The 22,555-nt window shown below is 47.5% G+C and carries 19 protein-coding genes; 3 read left to right on the forward strand and 16 right to left on the reverse strand.

What is annotated here, in order from left to right:
* Positions 1 to 82: 82 nt before the first annotated feature.
* From essC to AC6I3O_RS18880, 6 genes are read right to left on the reverse strand one after another with little or no spacing between them, the layout of a single operon-like run.
* Positions 83 to 4,447 carry a type VII secretion protein EssC gene (gene essC / locus AC6I3O_RS18855; RefSeq protein WP_497852173.1) on the reverse strand — a complete coding sequence of 1,455 codons (4,365 nt, stop codon included), beginning with the start codon at positions 4,445 to 4,447 and terminating at the stop codon, positions 83 to 85.
* Positions 4,448 to 4,476: 29 nt separating this feature from the next.
* The gene (locus AC6I3O_RS18860) at positions 4,477 to 5,568 is read right to left on the reverse strand and encodes a type VII secretion protein EssB/YukC (protein WP_497852174.1); all 1,092 of its coding nucleotides are present in this window, start codon (positions 5,566 to 5,568) and stop codon (positions 4,477 to 4,479) included.
* A 30-nt stretch (positions 5,569 to 5,598) separates the two neighbouring features.
* On the reverse strand, positions 5,599 to 5,832 hold the full coding sequence (locus AC6I3O_RS18865) for a hypothetical protein (RefSeq protein ID WP_497852175.1): 234 nt from the start codon (positions 5,830 to 5,832) through the stop codon (positions 5,599 to 5,601).
* A complete protein-coding gene (locus tag AC6I3O_RS18870) occupies positions 5,829 to 6,263 on the reverse strand; it encodes a hypothetical protein (protein ID WP_497852176.1) in 435 nt (144 codons plus the stop codon). The genes AC6I3O_RS18865 and AC6I3O_RS18870 overlap by 4 nt, the downstream gene beginning before the upstream one ends.
* A gap of 5 nt (positions 6,264 to 6,268) precedes the next feature.
* Positions 6,269 to 6,559: a WXG100 family type VII secretion target gene (locus AC6I3O_RS18875; RefSeq protein ID WP_497852177.1), complete on the reverse strand. Its 291-nt coding sequence runs from the start codon at positions 6,557 to 6,559 to the stop codon at positions 6,269 to 6,271.
* 36 nt (positions 6,560 to 6,595) lie between these two features.
* Positions 6,596 to 8,233: a YhgE/Pip domain-containing protein gene (locus AC6I3O_RS18880; RefSeq protein WP_497852178.1), complete on the reverse strand. Its 1,638-nt coding sequence runs from the start codon at positions 8,231 to 8,233 to the stop codon at positions 6,596 to 6,598.
* Positions 8,234 to 8,527: 294 nt separating this feature from the next.
* Between AC6I3O_RS18880 and AC6I3O_RS18885 the strand changes: the two genes are divergently transcribed.
* A complete protein-coding gene (locus AC6I3O_RS18885) occupies positions 8,528 to 11,752 on the forward strand; it encodes a UvrD-helicase domain-containing protein (RefSeq protein ID WP_497852179.1) in 3,225 nt (1,074 codons plus the stop codon).
* Between the two features lie 38 nt (positions 11,753 to 11,790).
* On the opposite strand, the gene AC6I3O_RS18890 is transcribed toward AC6I3O_RS18885, so the two are convergent.
* The 9 genes from AC6I3O_RS18890 to AC6I3O_RS18930 form a co-directional block, all read right to left on the reverse strand.
* A complete protein-coding gene (locus AC6I3O_RS18890) occupies positions 11,791 to 12,693 on the reverse strand; it encodes a dihydroorotate dehydrogenase (RefSeq protein WP_497852180.1) in 903 nt (300 codons plus the stop codon).
* Positions 12,693 to 13,478, reverse strand: coding sequence for a dihydroorotate dehydrogenase electron transfer subunit (locus AC6I3O_RS18895; RefSeq protein WP_497852181.1), 786 nt, complete (start codon positions 13,476 to 13,478; stop codon positions 12,693 to 12,695). Before AC6I3O_RS18895 ends, AC6I3O_RS18890 begins: the two co-directional genes overlap by 1 nt.
* A 40-nt stretch (positions 13,479 to 13,518) precedes the next feature.
* Positions 13,519 to 14,436: an orotidine-5'-phosphate decarboxylase gene (gene pyrF, locus AC6I3O_RS18900; RefSeq protein ID WP_497852182.1), complete on the reverse strand. Its 918-nt coding sequence runs from the start codon at positions 14,434 to 14,436 to the stop codon at positions 13,519 to 13,521.
* A gap of 47 nt (positions 14,437 to 14,483) precedes the next feature.
* The gene (locus tag AC6I3O_RS18905; protein ID WP_497852183.1) at positions 14,484 to 15,770 is read right to left on the reverse strand and encodes a dihydroorotase; all 1,287 of its coding nucleotides are present in this window, start codon (positions 15,768 to 15,770) and stop codon (positions 14,484 to 14,486) included.
* 90 nt (positions 15,771 to 15,860) lie between these two features.
* A complete protein-coding gene (locus AC6I3O_RS18910) occupies positions 15,861 to 17,033 on the reverse strand; it encodes a S41 family peptidase (RefSeq protein ID WP_497852184.1) in 1,173 nt (390 codons plus the stop codon).
* 66 nt (positions 17,034 to 17,099) lie between these two features.
* Complete coding sequence (locus AC6I3O_RS18915; protein ID WP_497852185.1) at positions 17,100 to 18,245, reverse strand: murein hydrolase activator EnvC family protein; 1,146 nt, start codon at positions 18,243 to 18,245, stop codon at positions 17,100 to 17,102.
* Positions 18,246 to 18,275: 30 nt separating this feature from the next.
* Complete coding sequence (gene ftsX / locus AC6I3O_RS18920; protein WP_497852186.1) at positions 18,276 to 19,184, reverse strand: permease-like cell division protein FtsX; 909 nt, start codon at positions 19,182 to 19,184, stop codon at positions 18,276 to 18,278.
* Positions 19,174 to 19,860 carry a cell division ATP-binding protein FtsE gene (gene ftsE / locus AC6I3O_RS18925; RefSeq protein WP_497852187.1) on the reverse strand — a complete coding sequence of 229 codons (687 nt, stop codon included), beginning with the start codon at positions 19,858 to 19,860 and terminating at the stop codon, positions 19,174 to 19,176. Before ftsE ends, ftsX begins: the two co-directional genes overlap by 11 nt.
* Before the next feature lie 16 nt (positions 19,861 to 19,876).
* On the reverse strand, positions 19,877 to 20,965 hold the full coding sequence (locus tag AC6I3O_RS18930; RefSeq protein WP_497852188.1) for a PucR family transcriptional regulator: 1,089 nt from the start codon (positions 20,963 to 20,965) through the stop codon (positions 19,877 to 19,879).
* 285 nt (positions 20,966 to 21,250) lie between these two features.
* Between AC6I3O_RS18930 and AC6I3O_RS18935 the strand changes: the two genes are divergently transcribed.
* Positions 21,251 to 21,445, forward strand: coding sequence for an alpha/beta-type small acid-soluble spore protein (locus AC6I3O_RS18935; RefSeq protein WP_497852189.1), 195 nt, complete (start codon positions 21,251 to 21,253; stop codon positions 21,443 to 21,445).
* 122 nt (positions 21,446 to 21,567) lie between these two features.
* Positions 21,568 to 22,239, forward strand: coding sequence for a WecB/TagA/CpsF family glycosyltransferase (locus AC6I3O_RS18940; protein WP_497852190.1), 672 nt, complete (start codon positions 21,568 to 21,570; stop codon positions 22,237 to 22,239).
* A gap of 78 nt (positions 22,240 to 22,317) precedes the next feature.
* Here the strand turns inward: AC6I3O_RS18940 and AC6I3O_RS18945 are convergent, their stop codons facing one another.
* A complete protein-coding gene (locus tag AC6I3O_RS18945) occupies positions 22,318 to 22,512 on the reverse strand; it encodes a PspC domain-containing protein (protein ID WP_497852191.1) in 195 nt (64 codons plus the stop codon).
* Positions 22,513 to 22,555: the final 43 nt, after the last annotated feature.

Genomic DNA, 22,555 nt, shown 5'->3' on the forward strand with positions numbered 1-22,555 from the left:
CTCTACCATGATAGTTATATCAGATTAGACTGGGTTTTCGGACGGTCTGCCCCTCTGTTCTATCAACGATTTTTCGCCATTATCAATTCCCTACAATCGAATGCAAATTGTGGCCATACTTTGGAAGGCGAACTCGCCGGTAAACTCCGTTTTTAAACAACAATCCTTCCCCTGGCTTGGGAATCTCCCTCATACCAGAAACAGGAAATATCGGCACAACTCCCTGGGAACTCAATACAAGCCCTTCTGACGCCTGTCGGACCAGCTTATCCATCCCGCTCATTCCCCGCGGCTTTGCGGCATGGATGGTAATGATACAGGGAATCCCCAGGGAAATACCCTCTTTTATCAGATACGTGATCCTTTCCAAGTCTGTATTCAGCTTTTCCGTAAAATCTTCCAGATCGTCAATCAGTATTGTACAAAACGGTAATTCACCGAGCAGTTCCTTGGGACTTAAACCATCGCACTCTCTCAACCTCTTTTTCAAATACATTCTTCTGTCTTCCAGCTCCTTTGACATCTCTTTCACAAAAATCTCAATCTCTTTTTTCCCCTCTATATATAAGACATTCGGCGCCTGACGACAGTAATACATTTCCATGCCTTTTGTGTCAAAGAGATAGGTTCTTCCTCGTGGAATTGCCTGATTCGCAAGTATCTTCAGCATATTGGTTTTCCCAGTTCCGGTATTTCCGATAATCACAAACATACCTGCCGTCGGCTGAAATCCCGTCCCGACCACTTCTTCCACGTCTAACCCAATCAGATAGCCGCTGCCATCGGATGCATATTCTTTCATCATATCTGAGTATAACTCCTGCGGCAATACAGGAATATGAGGCGCTTCTTTTCCTGGATAACTCTTTCGTACTTCCTGAATCAGGTTTTTCAAAGCCCTACTATATTCCACCTTATCTTCGCATGGCGCCATGGTATAAATCTGCGCTTCATGTACATATTCACCGCTTACCAACACACGTCCCTTGATATCTGTTTGTTTCAATGTTGTCCTTCCCACAGTCAAACATGTTTCGTTCGATTCAAATATATAGCCTGCTATCCTTTTTTTGAAGTTAATCAAGGTTGCTTGTCGGACTGCATTTACCCTTGCCACTGTGACAACTGTATAGATTCCAAGGCCAGCTCCGTCTCGTGTCAACCTTGTAAAGAAATCCTCCTCTTCAAATCCTACCTCTTTCACAACATCAAACTGGTCGATTGCCACAACCAGAGATTTTAGAGAATCTCCTGACAGCTCACGGTATGCTTCCAATGAAGGGGCTGCATACTCTGCAAATAGTTTTTTCCTGGATGCGATCTCATCCGTCATAAATTTCTTGAATTTCCAGTACCGTTCTTCATCGGCAGGCGAGATGTACTCCGCTGTATGAGGAAGTTCCTTCATGGGCATACAGCCATGATTCCCATAATCCAAAATATAAAAATGAACGGTATCTACATCGCAGGAAATTGCAAGGCTTGTCAGTACTGTGGTCAGAAATACCGTCTTTCCAAAACCAGCGGACGCAGCATAAAAGAGATTCCCTTCATTTTCAAAGTTGTGTTCTAACTCCTTTTGCTCCTGCATCTCAGGTAAATCTACTCTTCCAATCCTTACAGACAATTTGTTGTCTTTCCTTCTGTCCTTGACTCCATATGGGCTTACTATCATCTTGCCCAGCGGTAAAAGCCATGGCTTTTTCACCTCTCTAACCTCTTCTTTTGTGAATTCTTCTTGGATATGGGCAATTACCGCCTCAAGCTGCGTCTTACATGCCCGAGACTCTTCTGCTCCTTTGCTTAGATCCTGGTCAAACAATTCCCCTTGCCCCAGCTTGTTCACGGCATAAACCTGGTTATCGGCTGACTCGTTTTTTTCTTCTTCCCGATATGCCTCTCCACTGAAAGCAGACTGGAATAATTCGTAAATCTCATGATTACCAACCTGAAAATATGCCCTCCCGGGCAGAGTAAGCCCCGCCGCATCCCCTGTCTTTAGAATCTCCTTGCTGTCACTTTCGTTCTGCACCTTGAGGCAAAGTTTAAACTTGCTGTTGCTGATAATCTGTTCATCCACAACACCGGCTGGTTTCTGTGTTGCCAGAATCAAATGAACGCCTAAACTTCTTCCAATACGAGACACTGACACAAGCTCTTTCATAAAATCTGGCTGCTCTTTCTTCAATTCGGCAAACTCATCACTGATAATAAAAAGATGTGGAATCGGCTCAGGCGCAGCCCCTTCCCTAAACAACCGCATATATCCGTTAATATGGTTCACCTGAAAGCTTCGGAATATGCGCTGTCTTCGCGACAGCTCTGCCTTTACAGAAATCAGCGCCCGCATACTTCCTGGACCATCCAGATTCGTAATGGTCCCCATATGGTGCGGAAGATCGCAAAACAAGTTTGCCATACCGCCTCCTTTGTAATCAATCAGCAAGAATCCCACTTCATAAGGATGAAAATTCACTGCAAGCGACAGAATATAAGTCTGGAGCAGCTCAGATTTTCCAGCCCCCGTCGTTCCTGCCACAAGCCCGTGAGGACCATGCGCTCTCTCATGCAGGTTCAAGCACAAGACCTCCCCTGCCATACGCATCCCCAGCGGTACGGCCAGCGACTTGTGAGACTGATTCTCCTTCCATCTTTTACGGACATCAAGTTCATCTGGCCGCCGTATCCCATACAACTCAAAAAAACTGACATTTCTGGGGATAAAACTGACCGTCCCCCTGGCATGCTCCAACACGCTTAAATCTCTCGCCATCCATTCAAAATCAACCTTATCTCCCGAAAACAGACGAATCTCCTGCTCTGTATACGCCTGTTCATCAAGAAGAAGCGTCCCTTTACTGGAACTGTCATACACCAAAACACTCCCTATATATTCTGGAAGATTTGCCTGTGTATAACTGGCATAAATAATCGAAAATCCCAGTTTCTTTCCATCCATACATAGATATTCCATAATCCCATGATTTAAAATCCAGGAAGGCTCATCAATCAGGAAGAGATAGTAGGGTATATTCTTGCCGCCTTGCACGCCTTCCTTCATCTGCTCTGCCCGCTCCTTTAAAATCTGCGCCATGCCCCCAAGCACAATCTCCTGAGTTCTTTCTGAGCAAACCATTCCTAACACATTCATCGCTGGTATACGCAGATGAGGGAGCCAGCGCATCCATGCAAATGTTTCTTCGTATCTCTCATCATAGACGACAATCATCCTTAAATCATGATAGCTATGAAAAAATGCAAGCTGCATTATCAGTACATTCATCTGCCGTTGCACGGTTTCCCTCTCGCCTATCATTCCAAGATGAGCTTTTTTCAAATCAACCACTCTTGGTCTGAGAATCAAAGAATACCTTCGCAAAATCTCCTCCGCCAGCTCTGCCAATGCATCCCCTTTCACATCCCAAGCCTGCTCCTTCCCCTCAATCTGCAGCCTCGTTCCTCCCAAAAAACTGCCGACAGCCACAGTAAGAAAATCCTCATCACAGGCAGACCGTTCGTAAATCCGGCTGTCATACGCTCTTATCATCCTGCCCAATTCTTCAACTGTTGGATATTGGAAGTCATAGATTTCCTGCTCCCGCTCACAGGCTATTGCAATCTCCTTCTGTCTGTGCCACAGATAGCCGATATATCGTTCCCTACGCTCCCTATCTCTTTTCTTTTGCTCCCTTCTCTCATCCACATACTGCACCCCAGAAAATACCGCCGTCATCCCTGCCGCCGCCGCAGATAACAGCAGATAGATTCCATGTCCCGCCAAAAGCCCGATTGCAAGCGCCACTGCCGTCATCGCCAAAGGGGGCAATATGACCATAAGAAATCCCTTTTTAGCCCCGGTTTCTTTTTCCCTTGGAAGTTCAATCCGGATCTTTTCCGCAGACGGTCTTTTCAATAGCCTTGGAGAACGTTTATAGATTGGAAAACCCTCCGGTTTCTGCAAAGGAAAACATTCCAGGAGTTTTGTTTGATAAGCATCCGCATTCCCCTGGACTGCAATCTGTTTTTCCCACACCTCAATCTTTACATTCTCCAAAAACAGGACGTCGCCCGGCTGCAAGACGAAATCACCTTGATTCAATTCCTGTTGGTTCAGATAGAGCCGCTCTTTTCCATTTGTCTCAGCACACATCTGCATTCCTCTGATATAAAAACGGCTTTTTAGCCCAGGAATCCGCAGCAAAGCCTCCGTTCCCTCCGATATGGTGACACACGCTTTTCGGGCAAACAGACGTCTTTCTCCACATAGCCAAAACACCTGCCTGCCATCCCGAATCTGCCATATATCTTTCTCATACTTTGTTGGACAAAGTCCACCCGCCCCGTAAGGGGCATGTATTACGGTATGCCCTTGGGTATACTCTTTTGTACGTCCAAATACAGGATACTCCAAATATCCATCCCTGGTCTGCATTAGCAGATACTCCATAGCCGGACCTCCTACGTTTATTCAGGTAATCAGATTCCTAATTTTCCTGCAAGTTCTTCGATCTCCTTCACTAACTCCTGCTTCCTGCCGCGCTTTTCTTCGCCGGATAATTCTCCATCCTCTTCCATCTGCCGCAGTTCATGCATGTAAGCATACAACAAAAGCTGGTCGTCCGACATCTTCATCGCAAGCTCCTCGGCCTCCCTTACCTCAATTCGTCCCAGATGAATCCAGTAATCCAACACATTTTCATTAGACTGGCAGGTAATTTTGCTCAGAATATTTTCCTTATCTCCGGCGCTGAACGTGTCCACAGCTTGTCCCTGGATATAGGCAGTGGCAAGCATATATTTTTCAGTTCGGTTAAGTTCTGAAATCCGAAATCCTTTCAATGCGTCAATCATTGCTATATAATCCTTCTGAATATAAGCGTTCCCGGCTGTCCTTAACTTATCCTGTTTAGGCATACGCCAGCCGAAACTGTAAAATACGGCAAACAAAAGCAATACCAGCAGGCACACAGATACCCCGCAATATCTGACCAGCCCTTTATATTTCCAGATTTCCACCTTTTTCATAAGGTTCTTTTCATTTTCCATGAGGTTTGCATATTCCTCCAGTAATATTTTTTTCTCTTCCTGAACTGTTTCCGGCTCAAAGAAAACGGTATGCTTATCCTGCATTTTCAAGATTTCCAGGCCGCCATACAGATAGTCCTCATAGGGATGTAAGCCTTCCAGGATATATCCAATCAATGCCTGGTACTGCCTTAGAAAATACTTTGTCCGGTTCTTCCTGTCGGGGGAAATGATATCCCGGTTTTTCACCCTAACCCTGCCGAGAACATCATAGAACAGATTCTCAGGTTCGAGTGCAAAATCATAATCCTGATATACTTTTGCAAGCTCCGCCACCTGTGCCAATACCATAAGCTGCTTCATCCGATCTGCCCCTTTTAGTTCTTCAAATCCGCTCATACCCCGCATGTCGAAGCTCATACATACAGTCTCTTTTTCTTCTTCCACCTTACAAGGGAGAAACAGAGCATGTTCCTCTTCTAACCGTCTAAAATCATACCTGGTTTTTGATACCATCTCACACTTCTGTATCCGAATCTTCATTCCTGCCCTCCCCTGCCTTGCCTCTGCTTCTCAATGCGCCCCAAACGTTAGAATGTCCCCTGCATAGATCCCTCCCTGCCAGAAGGTAAGCATAGGGTTCACATATGCCTTTTTCCGCATAGAATATACTTTCACCTGCCTGTCATCCCTTAGCGGCGAGAAAAAACCGGCTTCGAGAAGTCTTTGGTAAACATCTATGATTCTCTGCTCCGGCTTCACCATAACGTCCAATTTTTTGCGATCTTCCACAAATGTCAGTATCATTTCTTACTCCTATTTAACTTTTTACCCCTGGTTTTTCGTCTGCCAGAAAAGAAATTCATGATTCCTTTCGCTGTAACCAGGAAAAGAAGCGCCGTTATCGCCAATCCCGATTCTAACCCTGCTACTGACAGTGAATCTTCCACTGCCAAGTATCCCTGCATCGGTTCTCCCGATACGGTCCGGAAAATCTGGCGGCGGATGTCCCAGAGTCTTTCTTCCTCCTTCCTCTCCGCCCCAAATATCTCCTGTCTTATCCGCTCTAGCCTCCGGCTTTCTTCTAAATGAAGTTCCCATTCCTTTCGGCTGGTTTCTACTGCAAATACAGGAATCCCATACCGATCGCTTAACGGAATTCGGTTTCCGCCCCCACCTTCTTTTATATCCGCAGCCGGCAATTCCGGATTCAGCCGTATATCACGGTTCCTTTCCACAGCTGCTACCTACGGTTCAGAGAACCCGCCGTCCGGTCGAATTCTGCATACTGCTGTGCATTCATCACAACGCCCTGCCCAATAGCGGAAATCAACTCCCGCATCGCCTCAAAGCTTGGCGCCATCTCTGCCACTCTTGCGGCAAACCCCTCGTATCCGCTTCCTTCCCATAACTCCGGAAGCTGGCTGTTTACGACATTGTTCAGATAATTCTGGAGAGCCGTGACATCCTCAACATGGCTTTCAATCTCCTGACCTCTTGCAATCACATCCTCCGTATTCATCCTGATACTCATACCTTTTCTTTTCCTCCTACTAAATAGATTCTATCATTAATCTGCCACCGGATTTCCGGATCTGTCCGCTGCGCTAAGTGGGTTTGCTATAAACTGATAAACGCTCATGTATTCTGCATTTCCAAGCCTTGTATACGGAAGTTTTGAAGCAAAATCTCCTAAGATTCTCTGATTCATAGCGCTATTTTTCTCTTTTACTTTTTTTGCAGCACTCATCCCTTCCGCGGCTGCATCCCTGGATGAATTCTGAACCTCTGAAATGTATTTCTCTAATTTATCGGTATAGTCCTTCGACAAATCAGCGGATTTCTGGGCATAGTCCATATACGCCTGATTATTCACCAATAAGGCATTCTGCATATTTTCGTGATTCTCCTTCAACTTACGAATACTCTGTTCAAGGAATTGGCTGTTCATCTGAGGATGGAAACCGGCAAGCTGCCCATTATACGCTCGCACTGCCGTAAGTTCCGCCTCATATCTTTGCTGAAATGCTTTCTTTGCCTCATTCACATTAGAATTGATCGGGTCCATATATTCTCTCTGTACCAGTTCCGTAATCTTGTCCATATCAAAATTTTCTGCCTGGTCTGCTTCCTCTATTAGTTTCTCAAGCTCCTGTGCCTGCTCCAACAGTAAGCTTTGTAAATCCTGTTGGGCTTCCCCTTCCTTGGAATCATTGATTCCGGTTGACTGCTCGAACCTTTTGAGCATCTCCTCATTGCTGTCTCTTAGTTCCCTCAAACCCTCGGTTACAAACTCTTTCTCCAATATAAGCTCCGTCTGCCTTTCCAGTTCTGCGCGCAGTAACCCTTCCGCTTTCCCGGCAATGCTCTCTCCGTTCCCGTCTAAAGTAAGGTCGAGCTCCACCGTCTGCCCTGCCAGGTTTTCCAGACAATCTGCTAACGATTTCCCTCCGGCGTCTAAAGCTGCAATTTGGGTCTGGATATCCCGGACACTGCTTTCATACTGCGCTCCTACAGACTCCTCCAACAGAGAAATTTGTGTCGTATAACCGGAAATATCCGACATTTCCGGTATTTCTTCCTTCTCGGGCATCTTTGGCATCTCTGCCAACGTAATCCATTCCTGGGACTGGATTCTTTCCATTGCCTCTAAGTCTCTCAAATCATTTTCCATCACACGTCCTGCTCCGTCCTGGGCATCATGGAACTCCCTTAATATGTTGTCCACATACATATAGCTTAAATGATTGTTCAGCGAATCGATATAACTCCAAACATGATAAAGAAGTTCATACTGTCTCCTTCCGGAACAGGATTGGCTGACGATATACTCCAACTGAGATACCTGCGGCGCTGTGTTAATGCTCTCCACATTCTGGGAAAAAGCCGCCGGGATAATAATATATGCCCCGTATTTTCCTGTCTCAAGTCCGGTTCTTGCCGCCTCCAAGGATGCATACTCAAAATCCATACTTGGAAACCTGGACAGACGCTCCGCATAATTCACCCGGCCTTCGTCTTTCGTTACTCCTTCATCCAGGTTCACTACCGCAATCTTCCTTAACTCCTCCGTTTCTCTTTTGTCCGACGCCGCATATGTGTTCTGTTTTGCAGCACTGCCAGGACTTTCAGACCAGCTTCCCGCTCTCCAAAGTGCCGCGGCTCCAAACATAATTGTCAAAAAAACAACGATTTTTTTGTAATTCATCTTCTCCTTCCTTTTTCAATTCATTTTCTTTTACTTGGGTTTCTTTTGGAATTGAAGGTATCAATCAAAACCTTCAATACAGATTCATAAAATAGATTCCTACGATGTGTTGAACAACACTATATGTATGTGGCTCATATCATACAATAATTTCCCTTTTCTGTCAATCATTCTACATATTTTCCATATTTTTTTGTTCGACTTTTTTCGACAAATACCGCTTTTCTACTTGACCTGCTCCTTCGTTATCCCTATGATTGGTATAGAGCATGTTACGGAAAGAAGGTATTTTTTATGTATATAGCAGATTTACATATTCATTCCCGCTATTCCCGGGCAACCAGCAAGGACTGTACTCCGGAATCCCTGGATCTCTGGGCAAGACGGAAAGGCATCGGCATTGTAGGAAGCGGTGATTTCACACATCCTGCATGGCGGAAGGAACTGGAAGAAAAACTTGCGCCTACAGGCAACGGACTGTATGTGTTAAAGGACGAATATCGGATAGAGGACCCGTTTCTTGCCGATACCATACAGCCTCATTTTGTGATAACCGGGGAAATCAGTTCCATTTACAAAAAATATGGAAAGGTGCGCAAAGTCCATAGCTTAATCTTGCTGCCCGGGCTTGACGACGCCGAAACCATTTCTCACAAACTGGAAGCAATCGGTAACATTCATTCGGATGGCAGACCGATATTGGGGCTTGACTGTCATGACTTGCTGGAGATTCTTCTGGAGCTGTGTCCATCTGCCGTATATGTCCCTGCCCATATCTGGACACCCCATTTTTCTCTGTTTGGCGCTTTTTCTGGTTTTGATTCCGTGGAGGAATGTTACGGCGACCTTGCCAGCCATATCCATGCGATGGAAACAGGGCTTTCCTCCGATCCGCCCATGAACTGGCGGGTTTCTGCCCTTGACCGTTACCAGCTTATCTCCAATTCGGACGCACATTCTCCGGCAAAGCTTGGACGAGAGGCAAATCTTCTGGATATTTTCCTGTCCTACGAAGAGTTGGCTGCGGCAATCCAAACTGGAAAAGGGCTGGTGGGAACGATTGAATTTTTTCCGGAAGAAGGAAAATATCATTATGACGGTCATCGGAAATGCGGCATCTGCCTCTCCCCCACTGACGCCGAAAAATATGGAGGCGTATGCCCGGTCTGCGGACGTAAACTAACCATCGGAGTATCCCACCGTATTGAACAGATGGCAGACCGAGGCGAAGGGCATGTGAAAGAAAATGCAGCACACTACGAAAGCCTGGTTCCCTTGCCCGAAATCATCGGAGCATCCGCAGGATATTCGTCTGCAAGCGTCAAAGTCCAACGGGAATATCAGAATATGCTGAAAAAACTGGGACCAGAATTCCATATCCTGCGGGACATTCCTCTGGAAGAAATCCGCAGCGTATCAGGCATATTGATTTCTGAAGGAATCGGACGTCTACGGGAGGGTAAGGTGACAAGAATTCCCGGATTCGACGGGCAATACGGAACCATCCGTCTATTCACTCCCCAAGAGCTTGACCGTCTTCACGGACAGCTAAGTCTTTTTGACGGGCAGATGGATGTTATGGAGAATACCTCCACACTTGAAACAGGCTGGCAGAATCCGGGGCATATTCTGGAACCTGAACGCTTAAACAAAAGTGTCCAGGACAACAACATTTTAGATCAAGATATGACTAACGCGAACCAGCGCCTTGCAATAGAAGCCATCGACCGTGTTACCCTGGTGACTGCGGGACCCGGAACCGGCAAGACACGCACCCTAACCTCTCACATTCTGCATCTCCTGGAGACAAGGCGTGTCAAGTCATCCTGTATCACAGCGGTTACATTTACCAATCAGGCTGCAGAGGAAATGCGGGCGCGTATCCGGAAGCAATCCGGGAAAAGTACGGCAGCAAGAAAGCTTACCGTTGGAACCTTCCACTCCATAGCCTGGAAGATCCTTATGGAAAATGGTAATGAGGCATCCCTGGCCGGCGAAACGGAAATGAGAGATCTGGCAAGGCAGCTTATTAAAACCTTCCAACTGGACATGTCCGTCTCCCGTTTTCTGACTGCAGTCTCAGAATACAAAACAAGACTTTACCGCCTTGATTCCTGGGCAGAAAAGGAATCCTTACAGACGGGGCCTGCCTTCCCCATAGAAGAAAATGAGCCACAGCTTAAAGATGCGTTTGAGGAATACCAGAATTTTCTCAGAGAATGGAATCTTCTGGATTTTGACGATATATTGATAGAAGCCCTGCGCATTGCCCGCCAAAGCGCCGTACCAGACGACCGTTTTTCCTATCTCTTAGTAGACGAGTTCCAGGACATCAGTCCTCTTGAGTACCAGCTTGTAAAGACGTGGAATGCAGGCGGAAAAGAGCTGTTCGCCATCGGAGACTCGGACCAGTCCATCTATGGTTTCCGCGGCTCAGATGCAGGCTGTTTTAAACGTCTCGCCAAAGACTTTCCTGACGCCCGCCAGATTACCCTTGAGGAGAACTACCGCTCTACGCCGCAGATTCTTTCCTTTGCATCAGAAATTATTTCCCAAAATCCGGGAGGCAGGCGGCATTTCAATCCAAACCGACAAGACGGAACCCCTGTCCGGCTTGTGGAAGCAGACAGCGCCGCGTCCGAGGCAATCTTCATAGCCAAAGAAATCAACCGTCTTGCGGGAGGAATCGGAATGTTGGAAGCCCATGAGATATTTCCGGAAAATGAGGGGCAGATCCGAAGCTTTGACGATATTGCTGTTCTGTATAGAACCCACCGTCAGGCTGATTTATTGGAAACCTGCCTGAAAAAGGAGGGAATTCCTTATGTAGTGTCAGGGCGGGACGATTACCTCACGGAGCCTTACGTGCGTGGAACCATAAGTTTCTTCCAAAGCCTGCTGTACCCAGAAAACAGGCTCGCCGGACAGACGGCTCTGAAACTTTTATGGAACCTTGAGGAAGGGGCGCTGACAGACAGCATTTATGAAAATATGGCTGAGAAATATATGCCTTGGATGAAAAAGAAGAAACCTGTGAAAATCCTGGAGGAATGGATGGCAGATCTGCACCTGGAAAAGAACAAATCAATGCAAAAGCTGACTCAGACTGCAGTCTTCTATCCGGTAATGGCTGATTTTATGAATGCGCTGGAGTTCGGTGTAGAAAGCGACCTGAAGCGCTGCGGAGATAAACAATATAAGTCGGGAGCCGTTACGCTGATGACCCTTCATGGCTCAAAGGGTCTGGAATTCCCGGCTGTCTTGATTTTCGGAGTCAGCAAAGGACTGGTTCCATTTGAAAATGGACGTTATATCACCGATATCGAGGAAGAACGCCGGCTGCTTTTTGTGGGAGCTACCAGAGCGCGGGAAACCTTGCTCCTTACTTCCTCAAAGGAAGACTCTGAATTTTTAAAAAATCTGCCCCAAGAACTGGTTCATCGAGAAAAAGCCAGGCCGTCGAAACAGGAAGGAAATGGCAGGCAGATGGAGTTGTTTGAGTTTATGAAAATCGAGTAGGGAAGTGCCATCTTTCCCTACTCGCCGCGGGGCAATGCTTACCGCACTGCCCCCACCAATTCCTTCACATCTTCCATACGGTTCTCTCTTAGGTATGTCTCAATCCCTTCGATAATCTCCACCGTCACAGCCGGATTGTGGAAATTCGCCGTTCCCACAGACACGGCGCTGGCCCCTGCAAGCAACATCTCAATGGCATCTTCCACGCCCGCGATTCCTCCCATGCCAATTACAGGAATCTTCACTGCCTTCGCCGCCTGATAGACCATACGCACGGCAATCGGATGAATCGCAGGTCCGGAAACGCCCCCTGTCTGGTTCGCCAACGCAAATGTCCTCCTGCGGATATCAATCTTCATTCCCGTCAATGTATTGATCAGAGACACCACGTCTGCGCCCCCTGCCTCAACTGCCTTCGCCATCTCGGAAATATCCGTCACATTGGGGCTTAACTTCATGATTACCGGCTGTTTCGCATACTTTTTGACTGCTTTGGTAATATCTTCCGCCGCCTTGGGGTTCTGTCCAAAGGCAATCCCGCCCTCCTTCACATTGGGACAGGAGATATTGATTTCCAGCATATCCACATCTTCATTTCCAAGACGCTCCACAACCTCACAGTAGTCTTCCTCAGATTTTCCGCATACATTCACGATAATCTTTGTATCGTATTTTCGCAGAAATGGAATATCCCGCTCACAGAACAAGTCAATCCCCGGATTCTGCAGCCCGATTGCATTCATCATGCCGCCTGTGGTTTCCGCCACCCGGGGAGTCGGATTTCCCTCCCAGGGCACATTGGAAACCCCTTTTGTGGTAACGGCGCCGAGCCTGTTCAAATCCACAAAATCCGCATATTCCGCACCGGAGCCAAACGTCCCGGAAGCCACCGTCACCGGATTCTTCCACTCCACTCCTGCAATATTTACTTTCAAATTCATCAGATCTCCACCTCCGTCGAAAGGAATACCGGACCATCCTTACAAATCCGGGCGTTATGCACGTTCGTATGAGGGTCACGTTCCTTGGTGCGGCAGACGCATCCAAGACATGCCCCTATCCCACACGCCATCCTTTCCTCCAAGGAAATATAGCACGCTATCTTTTTTTCTTTGGCAAACTCCTTGATTGCACGCAGCATCGGAGTGGGCCCACAGGCAAAAATAATGTCCGCATCCAGGCCATTTTCCCGAATAGCATCCAGTACATTCCCCTTCGTTCCCACACTCCCGTCTTCCGTGGAAATGTACAGCTCTCCGTTTTGCTCAAACTCTTCTTTTAAAAATATATGGGCATCCCGGTATCCGGCCACAATCTGTTTCTTCCCGCACTCCATCTGCTTTGCCAGCTCCAAAATCGGCGGCACTCCTATCCCCCCGCCCATCAGAAATACGCGTTTTCCTATCGCTTCTTTCACGGGAAATCCATTCCCAAGGGGCCCGACTACCGGAATCCTATCGCCTGCACTCATTCTGGAAAACTGCTCTGTCCCCGTGTTCTGACCTGTTACACGGTATACGACGCGCAGTCTTCCCTTCTCACGGTCTATCTCACATATGCTGATCGGTCTTGGAAGCAGCCTGCTTGCATCATTGGTATACAAGGACAAAAACTGCCCAGGCTTTGCACTTTCTGAAGCCTCTGTCTGTATCCACATGCTGTAGATTCCATCTGCAAGGGATTCCTGCGACACGACTCTTGCAATCTCTTTCTTCCTCTCTTCCATCTCTTTCTCCCACTTTCCATTATATTAGAGCCGAAACATTCTAAAGCGCACCCTGGATATCTGTAATCATTTCCTTCACTGCCGCCCTTGACGCCTCCGCAAATGCCTCCTCGCCATACCTCTCATACTTTTCCTGCTTATACGCCGCAATAATCCCGCGGGAGGAATTCACGATTGCCCCCAACCCGTCTTCATTGAAGAAATGCGCCAGATCTTTTCCTTTTCCGCCTTGCGCTCCGTAACCCGGTACAAGGATGTAAGCCTTTGGCATAACCTTTCTGAGAATCTTCCCCATCTCCGGATAGGTAGCGCCCACGACTGCGCCTACGTAACTGTATTCGTCTCCCATCAGTTCTTCACCCCAGGCGGCAACTTTCTCACCCACCAGCTCATACAGCGGCTTTCCGTCAACCAATTGATCCTGGAACTCTCCGCTGGACGGATTTGACGTCTTCACCAGCACAAAGATTCCCTTTTTCTCTTCCTTGCAAACCTTCAAGAACGGATTGACACCGTCCGACCCCAGATACGGGTTCACCGTCACGAAATCCTCGTCAAAAGGCCGGCAGGATTTGCTCCCTACCTGAACCCGTCCCAGATGCCCCACTGCATAGGCGGCCGAAGTGGAGCCGATGTCTCCCCTCTTAATATCTCCGATAACCACCAGCCCTTTTTCTTTACAGTAATCCACCGTCTTCGCAAACGCCGCAAGCCCTGGGAGCCCAAACTGTTCGTACATGGCAATCTGCGGCTTCACCGCCGGAATCAAATCATAAGTCTGGTCCACAATGGCTTTATTGAACTGCCAGATTGCTTCCGCCGCTCCCTCCAATGTCTCCCCATATTCCTGAAAAGCCTTTTTCTGCACATGTTTTGGCACATAGTCCAGCATAGGGTCCAGGCCTACCACAATGGGGGCCTTCGTTTTCCTGATATTTTCCACTAATTTATTGATCATGTCCTTAACCTCCTGTTATCATATCCAAACTGTAATATTGTATTTATCTAATCCTGCAAAATATCATACACAATCTTCCCGTCCACAATCGTACACACGACCTCTCCCGTCACTTCAAACCCGTCGAAAGGCGTATTCTTCCCCTTAGAGACAAACGTATTCTTATCAATCCGATACGTCCTTGCCGGGTCAAAGACCGTTATATCCGCCGCCTTTCCCTCCGACACGCTGCCCCTGTCCGCAAGCCCCAGAATCTTTGCCGGATGATAGCTCATCTTCGCCGCCATATCCATAACGCTTAAAATCCCGGTCTTTACCAAATACGTAAAGGTAAGCGCCGCAGACGTCTCAAGCCCTACAATCCCGAAAGCCGCTTCTGCCATAGACTTGTCCTTTTCTTCCCTTGCATGGGGCGCATGGTCTGTTGCAATCACATCCATCACCCCATCCTTCAATCCCTGACGCAGGGCCTCTACGTCCGCCTTGCTGCGAAGGGGCGGGTTCATCTTGTAATTCCCGTCATCCTCTTTGATATCGTCCGAACTCAGGATAAAATGATGCGGACATACTTCCGCAGTCACAGGAAGCTCCTCTTCCTTCGCCAGGCGTACCATCTTCACGCTGTCTGCCGTGGAACAGTGGCAGAGATGAAGCCGTACTTTGGTTTCCTTCGCAAGCAGGATATCTCTTGCCGTAATCACATCTTCCACAGAATTCGTAATCCCTTTCAGTCCAAGACGTTTTGCATTCTCATCTGCATTCATCACGCCTTGTTCCACCAACGTCTGGTCCTCACAATGGGCAAACACGGCAATCCCGCAGTCTTTTGCCTCCTTCATGCCCTGCCGGTACAGAGAAGCATTCATCACAGATTTGCCGTCTTCGCTAATGGCATGGCAGCCTGCCTTTGCCATCCCGCTGATGTCTGCCAACTCTTCCCCCTTCTGCCCTTTTGTGACTGCCCCAAGTTGAATCACATGGGCAAGCGATTCCCCTTTCGCCCGCTCATGTACCCTTGCCACCTTCTCCCCGTCGTCCATGACAGGCTTCGTATTGGGCATGGCGCACACGGTCGTCACGCCGCCCTTTACCGCCGCCCTGCCGCCGGTGGCAAGGGTCTCTTTGTACTCAAGGCCCGGATCCCGGAAATGCACATGCAGGTCAATCAGCCCCGGCATCACATAGCAGCCTTTGGCATTGATGATACGGTCGGCATTCTCATCTATCTGTTCTGCAACCTTCTCTATCCTGCCATCCTTAATGAAAACGTCGTAACATCCGTCCTTCTGTGTCAGCGGATCGACTACATGCCCATTCTGAATTAAAATCGTCATATTCCCTGTCCTTTCTTTTTCCGTTTCTAATCACTTTTGTATCCTATTCTATCACACAGAAAGAAAAAAGGGAATGCCCAAAAACATTCCCTACATCTTTCCCCGCAGCACTTCCACAGCCTTATCAAGCTGGTTATCCTCCTCTGGGTCTTCTTCATTCACTTCGTATTCTACCTCCACATCCGGGGTAATCCCCGTTCCGTGGATATTTCTCCCTTTCGGTGTAAAATATTCGGCAATCGTCAGCTTCACGCTGGTCCCGTCCTTCAAGTCAAAAATCTGCTGCACAACCCCCTTGCCGTAAGACTGAGTCCCGACAATAACGCCCGTTCCATAGTCCTGAATGGCGCCTGCGTAGATTTCCGATGCGCTGGCGCTGTTTCCATTCATCAGAACAGCCAGCGGAAGATTGAACTGATGCGCCTCGTCCGAACGTTCCTCATCTCTATTACCATCTTTATCCTCTGTATAGACAATCAAGCCTTCCGGGAGCATCAAGTCTAACATCTCACACACAGTACTCAGATTACCGCCAGGGTTATTCCTAAGGTCTACTACCAGCCCTTTCATTCCCTGACCTTCCAAATCCTCCAAAGCCTGCTTATACTGTTTGTATGTCACAAGATCAAACTCAGATACAGCAATATACCCGATGCCGTCTTCCATCATCCGATATGCCACCGTCTGCGCCTGAATCGTATTCCGTACTGCCGTCACACTGACTTCCTCATGGTCGTCTCCCCGGTACACGGTCAGATTGACTTCCGTTCCTTTCTCTCCCTTGATATGGGATACCACCTCTGACAGATCTTTCCCTGTCACTTCCATATCCTCAACCTTGTACAAGATATCGTTATCTCTAAGTCCTGCCTCCATGGCGGGCGACCCTTCATATATCCGAATCAGGGTCACGACACCTGTATTAATATCCTGGCTCAGCACTGCGCCAATTCCGTCGTACTCGCCTTCCGTAGTCTCAATCAGCGCCCTCGTCTCTTCGGCGTCGTAATATACGGAATAGGGATCGTCAAGACCACTGATAAACCCCTTGTAAATCCCTTCCCTCAGGGCGTCGTCCTCTACCTCCCCAAGATACGTCTGGTTAATCAGCTTCCTAAGTGTCCCAAGCTTCCCTGACGTATCGCTGCCGGAGCTATTCTCCCGGCTATAAGCCTTCAATCCGCAGGACATAAGCCCCGCCACCAACAATATAGCAAGGGCGCCGCAAAGCGCCCCCTGCATAAAACTCTTCCTATTCTTCATCTTGACCTCAACCTTTTTATAATACTGCCCTGCATGAACTATTTGAAAAGAGTCCGAAAACAATTCCTATAAATAGTTACGCGGATTCACCGGAGTCCCATTCTGCATAACCTGAAAATGCAGATGCGGTCCCGTAGACTGACCCGTGGAACCAACTGCCGCAATGTTCTGTCCCTTGCTCACTGACTGGCCCTCCGACACATACAATGCACTGGCATGCATATAATAAGTCTGCAATCCGTTCCCGTGATTGATCACGACCCAATTTCCCGCACTGCTGCTGTATCTTGCCGTCGTGACCGTTCCGGCTGCCGCCGCATAGATTGGCGTCCCTGTAGGCGCCGCCAGATCCATTCCCTTGTGGTTATTGCCTGCGCCCGCAATCGGGGCTTCCCGCCATCCGAACTCACTGGAAATACGGGAATATCCTGGGCATGGATGGGTAAACATCCCATTCCCTGACACCACGGCAGCTCCCGCACCGCCTCCTGAACCTGCATTCGCCTGCGCCTCCGCCTGTGCCTTGGCAAGCCTTGCCAGCTCTTCCTGCTTACGCGCCGCCGCTGCCGCTGCTTCTTTCAACTGCGCAAGCCGCTCCTGCGTGGCTCCTAAGTCTGCGCTGATTTGTTTCAGTTCTTCCTCCTTGCCCTCCACCAGTTGATTCAGCTCCTCCTGCTTCGCAATCAGGCTGTCCTGCAAGGTTTCCAGTTCTGCATATTCTGTTTTCAGCATCTCCTCCTGCTCGGCTACCGCCTCCACGATCTGCTGAAACTCTGTCAGCATATTCCTGTCATACTGTGAAATCGTCGTAATGTACTCCGCATTATTCAGAAACTCCCCAATGCTCTTGGACTCGCACAGAATCTCAATAAATTGTGAGTTCCCGTTCTCATACATGTACTTAATCCGCTTCTTCATGCTTTCGTACTGGTCGTTCTCGTCAATCTTCGCCTGAACCAGTTCTTCTTCCTTCTCGCGGACCTCGATTTCCTTCGCCTCAATCTTTGCCTTCGTCTCGTCCATCTCCGTGAGAATTCCATTCAACTGATTCTCAAGAGATGCTTTCTCCCCTTCCGCAGCCTTCTTTTGATTCTCCAGTTCCTCGGCTTTCTTCTCCGTCTCACTGATCTCCGATGCATCCGCGTTGGCAGCCATTCCAAGGCAGAGTACGGATACCAGCAGAAGACTCGCAATCTTCTTTCTAAGTATCATATGTCCCCTCCTATTATTTTATACATCCCCTTATACCTTCAAATGCTTTCGGATCGTAAAGAAACTTCCTACGAAACCGATTCCCACTCCAAGCGCAATCCCCACTGGGAGCAGCGTCTTGTAAACGTCAAACACAGGAAGGAAGTCCACAATATTATTCAATAGGCTGAATCTGGTCATGATATATGTAACAGCCTTATCATACATGAAATACAGCAATACAAGAGGAATTACGGCCCCCACAACACCTATCAGCAGACCTTCAATCACGAAAGGCGCCCTGACGAATCCGTCTTTTGCACCGATGTATTTCATAATCGCAATCTCTTCACGCCTTACCGTGATACCCATTGTGACCGTATTGCTAATCAGGAATACAGATACGGCAAGCAGGATCGCAATAATCGTGACGGAAACATATCCCACCAGCTTATTCACGCTGGTCAGGGTCTTAGCCACGATATCCGACTTGTTCACCTTACGCACTCCTTCGAGGCTCTTGGCGAATTCCACCACATCCTTCTGCTTGGACACGTCCGCCATATACACTTCATAGTTATCAGAATTGCCAAGAGGATTATCCGATTTGAATCCGTCCGCAAGGTCTACCGACTCTTTGAAATAATCGTCCTTGAACGTCTCCCATGCCTTCTCCGCACTGACGTAATTCACCTCAAGGACGCCTTCCGCGCCTCTTAGCTGCTCCCCAATCCTTTCTTTTGCCGCCTGCGTCGTCTCCTCATGGAAGAATACGGTAATCGCCACGCCTTCCTCCGCCTTCTTCACAATGTAGTTAAAATTCACCACAATGGAAAAGAACAATCCGAACAGGAAGATACATGCCGACATGGTCGCTATGGACGCCATGGAAAACATCTTGTTTCTCCCAATGTTCTTAACCCCTTGTTTCATAGAATATCCGAATGTACTAATTCTCATTTTTATACCCACCTTTTTTCTCGTCGCTTACAATGACTCCCTTTTTCATCGTAACAACTCGCTTCTTCATTGCGTTCACAATCTCCTGGTTATGCGTAACGACCAATACCGTAGTCCCTCTGTCGTTCGCCTCTTCCAGAAGTTTCATGATCTCCCATGAATTCGTCGGGTCCAGATTACCGGTCGGCTCGTCCGCAAGCAGAAGCGCCGGCTCATTCACGATTGCCCGGGCAATTGCCACCCTCTGCTGCTCGCCTCCTGACAGTTCCTTCGGAAACGACTTATATTTCTGTGCAAGCCCTACAAGGGACAACGCTGCCGGTACTTTCTTCTTGATAATCCTGGTAGGCGTCTCCGTGACCCGCTGTGCAAATGCTATATTATCATAGATGTTCCGGTCCTTCAACAGACGGAAGTCCTGGAACACAACCCCGATCCCTCTCCGGTACATCGGAATCTTTCTCCGCTTCATCCGGTTTAAGTTCTGCCCATTGACAATAATCGTACCGGACGTGGGCGCAAGCTCCTTCATAATAAGACGGATCAGCGTAGATTTTCCGGAACCGCTGTCCCCCACGATGAACACGAATTCCCCCTGTTCCACCTTCAGATTTACGCCGTTAAGGGCGGCCACCCCTTTTGAGTACTCTTTCGTTACTTCTCTTAATTCAATCATACTGTCCTCCTGATGATTAATACTCCATCGATTCCATATATTTCATATATCTGACCACCATAAGCGCAATCTTAAATGTAATGGCGTCTTCAAACACACGCAAATCTAGCCCCGTACTCTTTTGCAGCTTATCGAGCCGGTAAACCAGCGTGTTCCGATGGATATATAATTGTCTGGATGTCTCCGATACGTTCAGATTATTCTCAAAGAACTTGTTGATTGTCGTCAACGTCTCCTCATCGAAATCATCCGGCGATTTCCCCTCAAAAATCTCACGTATGAACATCTTGCACAGTGGGATTGGCAGTTGATAGATCAAACGCCCTATCCCCAAGGTACTGTACGCAATCACGCTTCTGTCTCCGAAGAAAATCTTGCCTACGTCCAGCGCAAGCTTGGCTTCCTTGTAAGACTTCGACACTTCCTTGATATCGTTCACAATCGTTCCGTATGCAATCAGGACGCCTTCCTCCCCGTCTTCCAGAAGAAGGTTATACAAACTCTGCGCGGTCTTTTCTAACTCTGCATGTCCGTCGCCTGGGTCTAATTCCTTCACAACGATGATGTTCTTCTCATCCACCGCAGTCACAAAATCCTTCGCCCGGTTGCCCAGAAGATTGCGAACATTGTCAAGGGCATTGCTGTCCTTCTCATGTTTTGTTTCAATAATAAAGATAACACGTCTGACCTCAGTGTCAATATGTAATTTTTTGGCGCGGTTATAAATATCCACCAAAAGCAGATTGTCAAGCAGCAGGTTCTTGACAAAATTGTCCTTGTCAAACCGCTCTTTGTAGGCAATCAACAGGTTTTGTATCTGGAAGGTCACAATCTTCCCTACCATATATACGTCGTCGCTGCCCCCGTTGGCAAGGAGTATATACTCTAACTGATGTTCATCGAAAATTTTAAAGAATTGATTCCCCTGCACGACCTGGCTGTCTGCCGGGGAGTCAACAAACGCGACCACCTCTTCTTCATAATTGCGCTGTTCCGCAAATGTCGTTGCGAGAGATTTGCCGTCCGTGTCCATGACGCAGAAATCAATCCGTGTAATCCCTTTCAAGCCTTCAATCGTATTCTGAAGTATTTGATTAGATATCATATTCTATATCCTCCCCTCATTTCAATATGCATAATTCACAACAAAAAAAGGCCGTATCTGGTTAAAATGCATATTGCTAGACTCTATATTAATATATATAGACAAAAAAATAAAGAGGAAATCACACATTTTTGTTGATTTCCTCGATTTTTAAGAAATTCTTTTGATTTGCAGCCATGTACATAGTGACGAAAAGATGTCTGAATCGATTGTATATTCTCCCATGCCCCTGTCAATACTGATGAAGAAACTACTTAATTTAACGACAGGAAAGGGGGTATATCCATGACAGCAAAGAAAAGCAAACCCATCAAATTAGAAGAACTGACACAGGAAGAAAAACTAAAATATGAAATTGCTGAGGAATTAGGGCTTCTTGACAGAGTGATGAAAGACGGCTGGAAGTCTCTCTCTTCTAAGGAAACCGGCAGAATCGGCGGGCTTATGACGAAGAAGAAAAAGGAGCTGAACAACGATTGACGAAAAAGTAACAAAAATATTAAATATATTAATAAGTATGAACAATTAACGATAAAGGTTGAAAAGAGAAGATCCATTTGCTATAATCGAAAAACTGGTAATAATCATTGACAGGTGAGAATATGGACAGTAAGATTAGCGTTTTGGATATCAATATAGATCATTGTTCAGCAAAAGAAGCGATGAAGAAGACCATGGAATATATGGAAACAGACCCGGTGAACGTTGTGGAGATGGCGACGGTCAACGGGTTGATGCAGATGGACAGCATGGAGCAGCTCAAGGAGGATATCTGTAGGTTTGACATGGTTCTTGCAGGGGATAAGACGATTCTGGAGGCTGCGGATATTACGGACAGGAAGTTCCTTCAGGAGACGGAGGGACGTGTGTTTTTGCGGATGTTTATGCGATATCTGCATAAGAATCATAAGCGGATTTATCTTCTGGTGGAATCCGAGGAGGAAGGGCAGACGTTTTACGACTATCTGCAGCGGAACTACAGCGGACTTCAAGTCGTAGGGCTTGCCAAGGTATCCGCGCAGAACCGGGCGGATGACATGCTGGTGAACGACATCAACGGTGTAGAGGCAGACTGCATTCTTGCGGCCCTTGGTTCTCCGCTTCAGGAAGAGTTCATTGTGAAGAACAGAAGCCTTCTGGACACCCGGCTGTGGTTAGGTCTTGGGAAAGAGTACCTTCCTGTGGGGCGCAGCGGTATCGGGCAGTGCCGGCTGGCACAGTTTATTTTGAAACGGATTTTTAAAAAAGAGATTGAAAAAAGCAAACGCAGATAACTTTCCGTCTGAATATGCAGCAAAACCGGGGCGTCTGGAAAATAGAATTTTCAGACGCCCCGGCGTATTCTCTCAAAACTAATATCTTCCCGGCGCATCCGGGATAATAATTGCAGCAAGAATGTATGCAAAAATTCCGGTTCCCGTGAACGCAAAGATTGCAAGCACCAGCCTAATCAAGGTTGGGTCTACATTAAAATATTCTGCTACGCCTCCGCATACTCCGCAGATCATGCGGTTCTCTCTTGAACGGTACAATTTTTTGAATTCCATCTTTTTTCCTCCTGATTCCTATTTTTATTTCCAAAGGCACACC

The organism is Sporofaciens sp. St.21A7, from assembly GCF_059728535.1.

Excerpts from the sequence above, each read along its gene's own strand:
- essC (WP_497852173.1), bottom strand. The coding sequence starts at position 4,447 with ATGGAGTATCTGCTAATGCAGACCAGGGATGGATATTTGGAGTATCCT.
- AC6I3O_RS18860 (WP_497852174.1), bottom strand. The coding sequence starts at position 5,568 with ATGAAGATTCGGATACAGAAGTGTGAGATGGTATCAAAAACCAGGTAT.
- AC6I3O_RS18865 (WP_497852175.1), bottom strand. The coding sequence starts at position 5,832 with ATGATACTGACATTTGTGGAAGATCGCAAAAAATTGGACGTTATGGTG.
- AC6I3O_RS18875 (WP_497852177.1), bottom strand. The coding sequence starts at position 6,559 with ATGAGTATCAGGATGAATACGGAGGATGTGATTGCAAGAGGTCAGGAG.
- AC6I3O_RS18880 (WP_497852178.1), bottom strand. The coding sequence starts at position 8,233 with ATGAATTACAAAAAAATCGTTGTTTTTTTGACAATTATGTTTGGAGCC.
- AC6I3O_RS18885 (WP_497852179.1), top strand. The coding sequence starts at position 8,528 with ATGTATATAGCAGATTTACATATTCATTCCCGCTATTCCCGGGCAACC.
- AC6I3O_RS18890 (WP_497852180.1), bottom strand. The coding sequence starts at position 12,693 with ATGAATTTGAAAGTAAATATTGCAGGAGTGGAGTGGAAGAATCCGGTG.
- AC6I3O_RS18895 (WP_497852181.1), bottom strand. The coding sequence starts at position 13,478 with ATGGAAGAGAGGAAGAAAGAGATTGCAAGAGTCGTGTCGCAGGAATCC.
- pyrF (WP_497852182.1), bottom strand. The coding sequence starts at position 14,436 with ATGATCAATAAATTAGTGGAAAATATCAGGAAAACGAAGGCCCCCATT.
- AC6I3O_RS18905 (WP_497852183.1), bottom strand. The coding sequence starts at position 15,770 with ATGACGATTTTAATTCAGAATGGGCATGTAGTCGATCCGCTGACACAG.
- AC6I3O_RS18910 (WP_497852184.1), bottom strand. The coding sequence starts at position 17,033 with ATGAAGAATAGGAAGAGTTTTATGCAGGGGGCGCTTTGCGGCGCCCTT.
- AC6I3O_RS18915 (WP_497852185.1), bottom strand. The coding sequence starts at position 18,245 with ATGATACTTAGAAAGAAGATTGCGAGTCTTCTGCTGGTATCCGTACTC.
- ftsX (WP_497852186.1), bottom strand. The coding sequence starts at position 19,184 with ATGAGAATTAGTACATTCGGATATTCTATGAAACAAGGGGTTAAGAAC.
- ftsE (WP_497852187.1), bottom strand. The coding sequence starts at position 19,860 with ATGATTGAATTAAGAGAAGTAACGAAAGAGTACTCAAAAGGGGTGGCC.
- AC6I3O_RS18930 (WP_497852188.1), bottom strand. The coding sequence starts at position 20,965 with ATGATATCTAATCAAATACTTCAGAATACGATTGAAGGCTTGAAAGGG.
- AC6I3O_RS18935 (WP_497852189.1), top strand. The coding sequence starts at position 21,251 with ATGACAGCAAAGAAAAGCAAACCCATCAAATTAGAAGAACTGACACAG.
- AC6I3O_RS18940 (WP_497852190.1), top strand. The coding sequence starts at position 21,568 with ATGGACAGTAAGATTAGCGTTTTGGATATCAATATAGATCATTGTTCA.
- AC6I3O_RS18945 (WP_497852191.1), bottom strand. The coding sequence starts at position 22,512 with ATGGAATTCAAAAAATTGTACCGTTCAAGAGAGAACCGCATGATCTGC.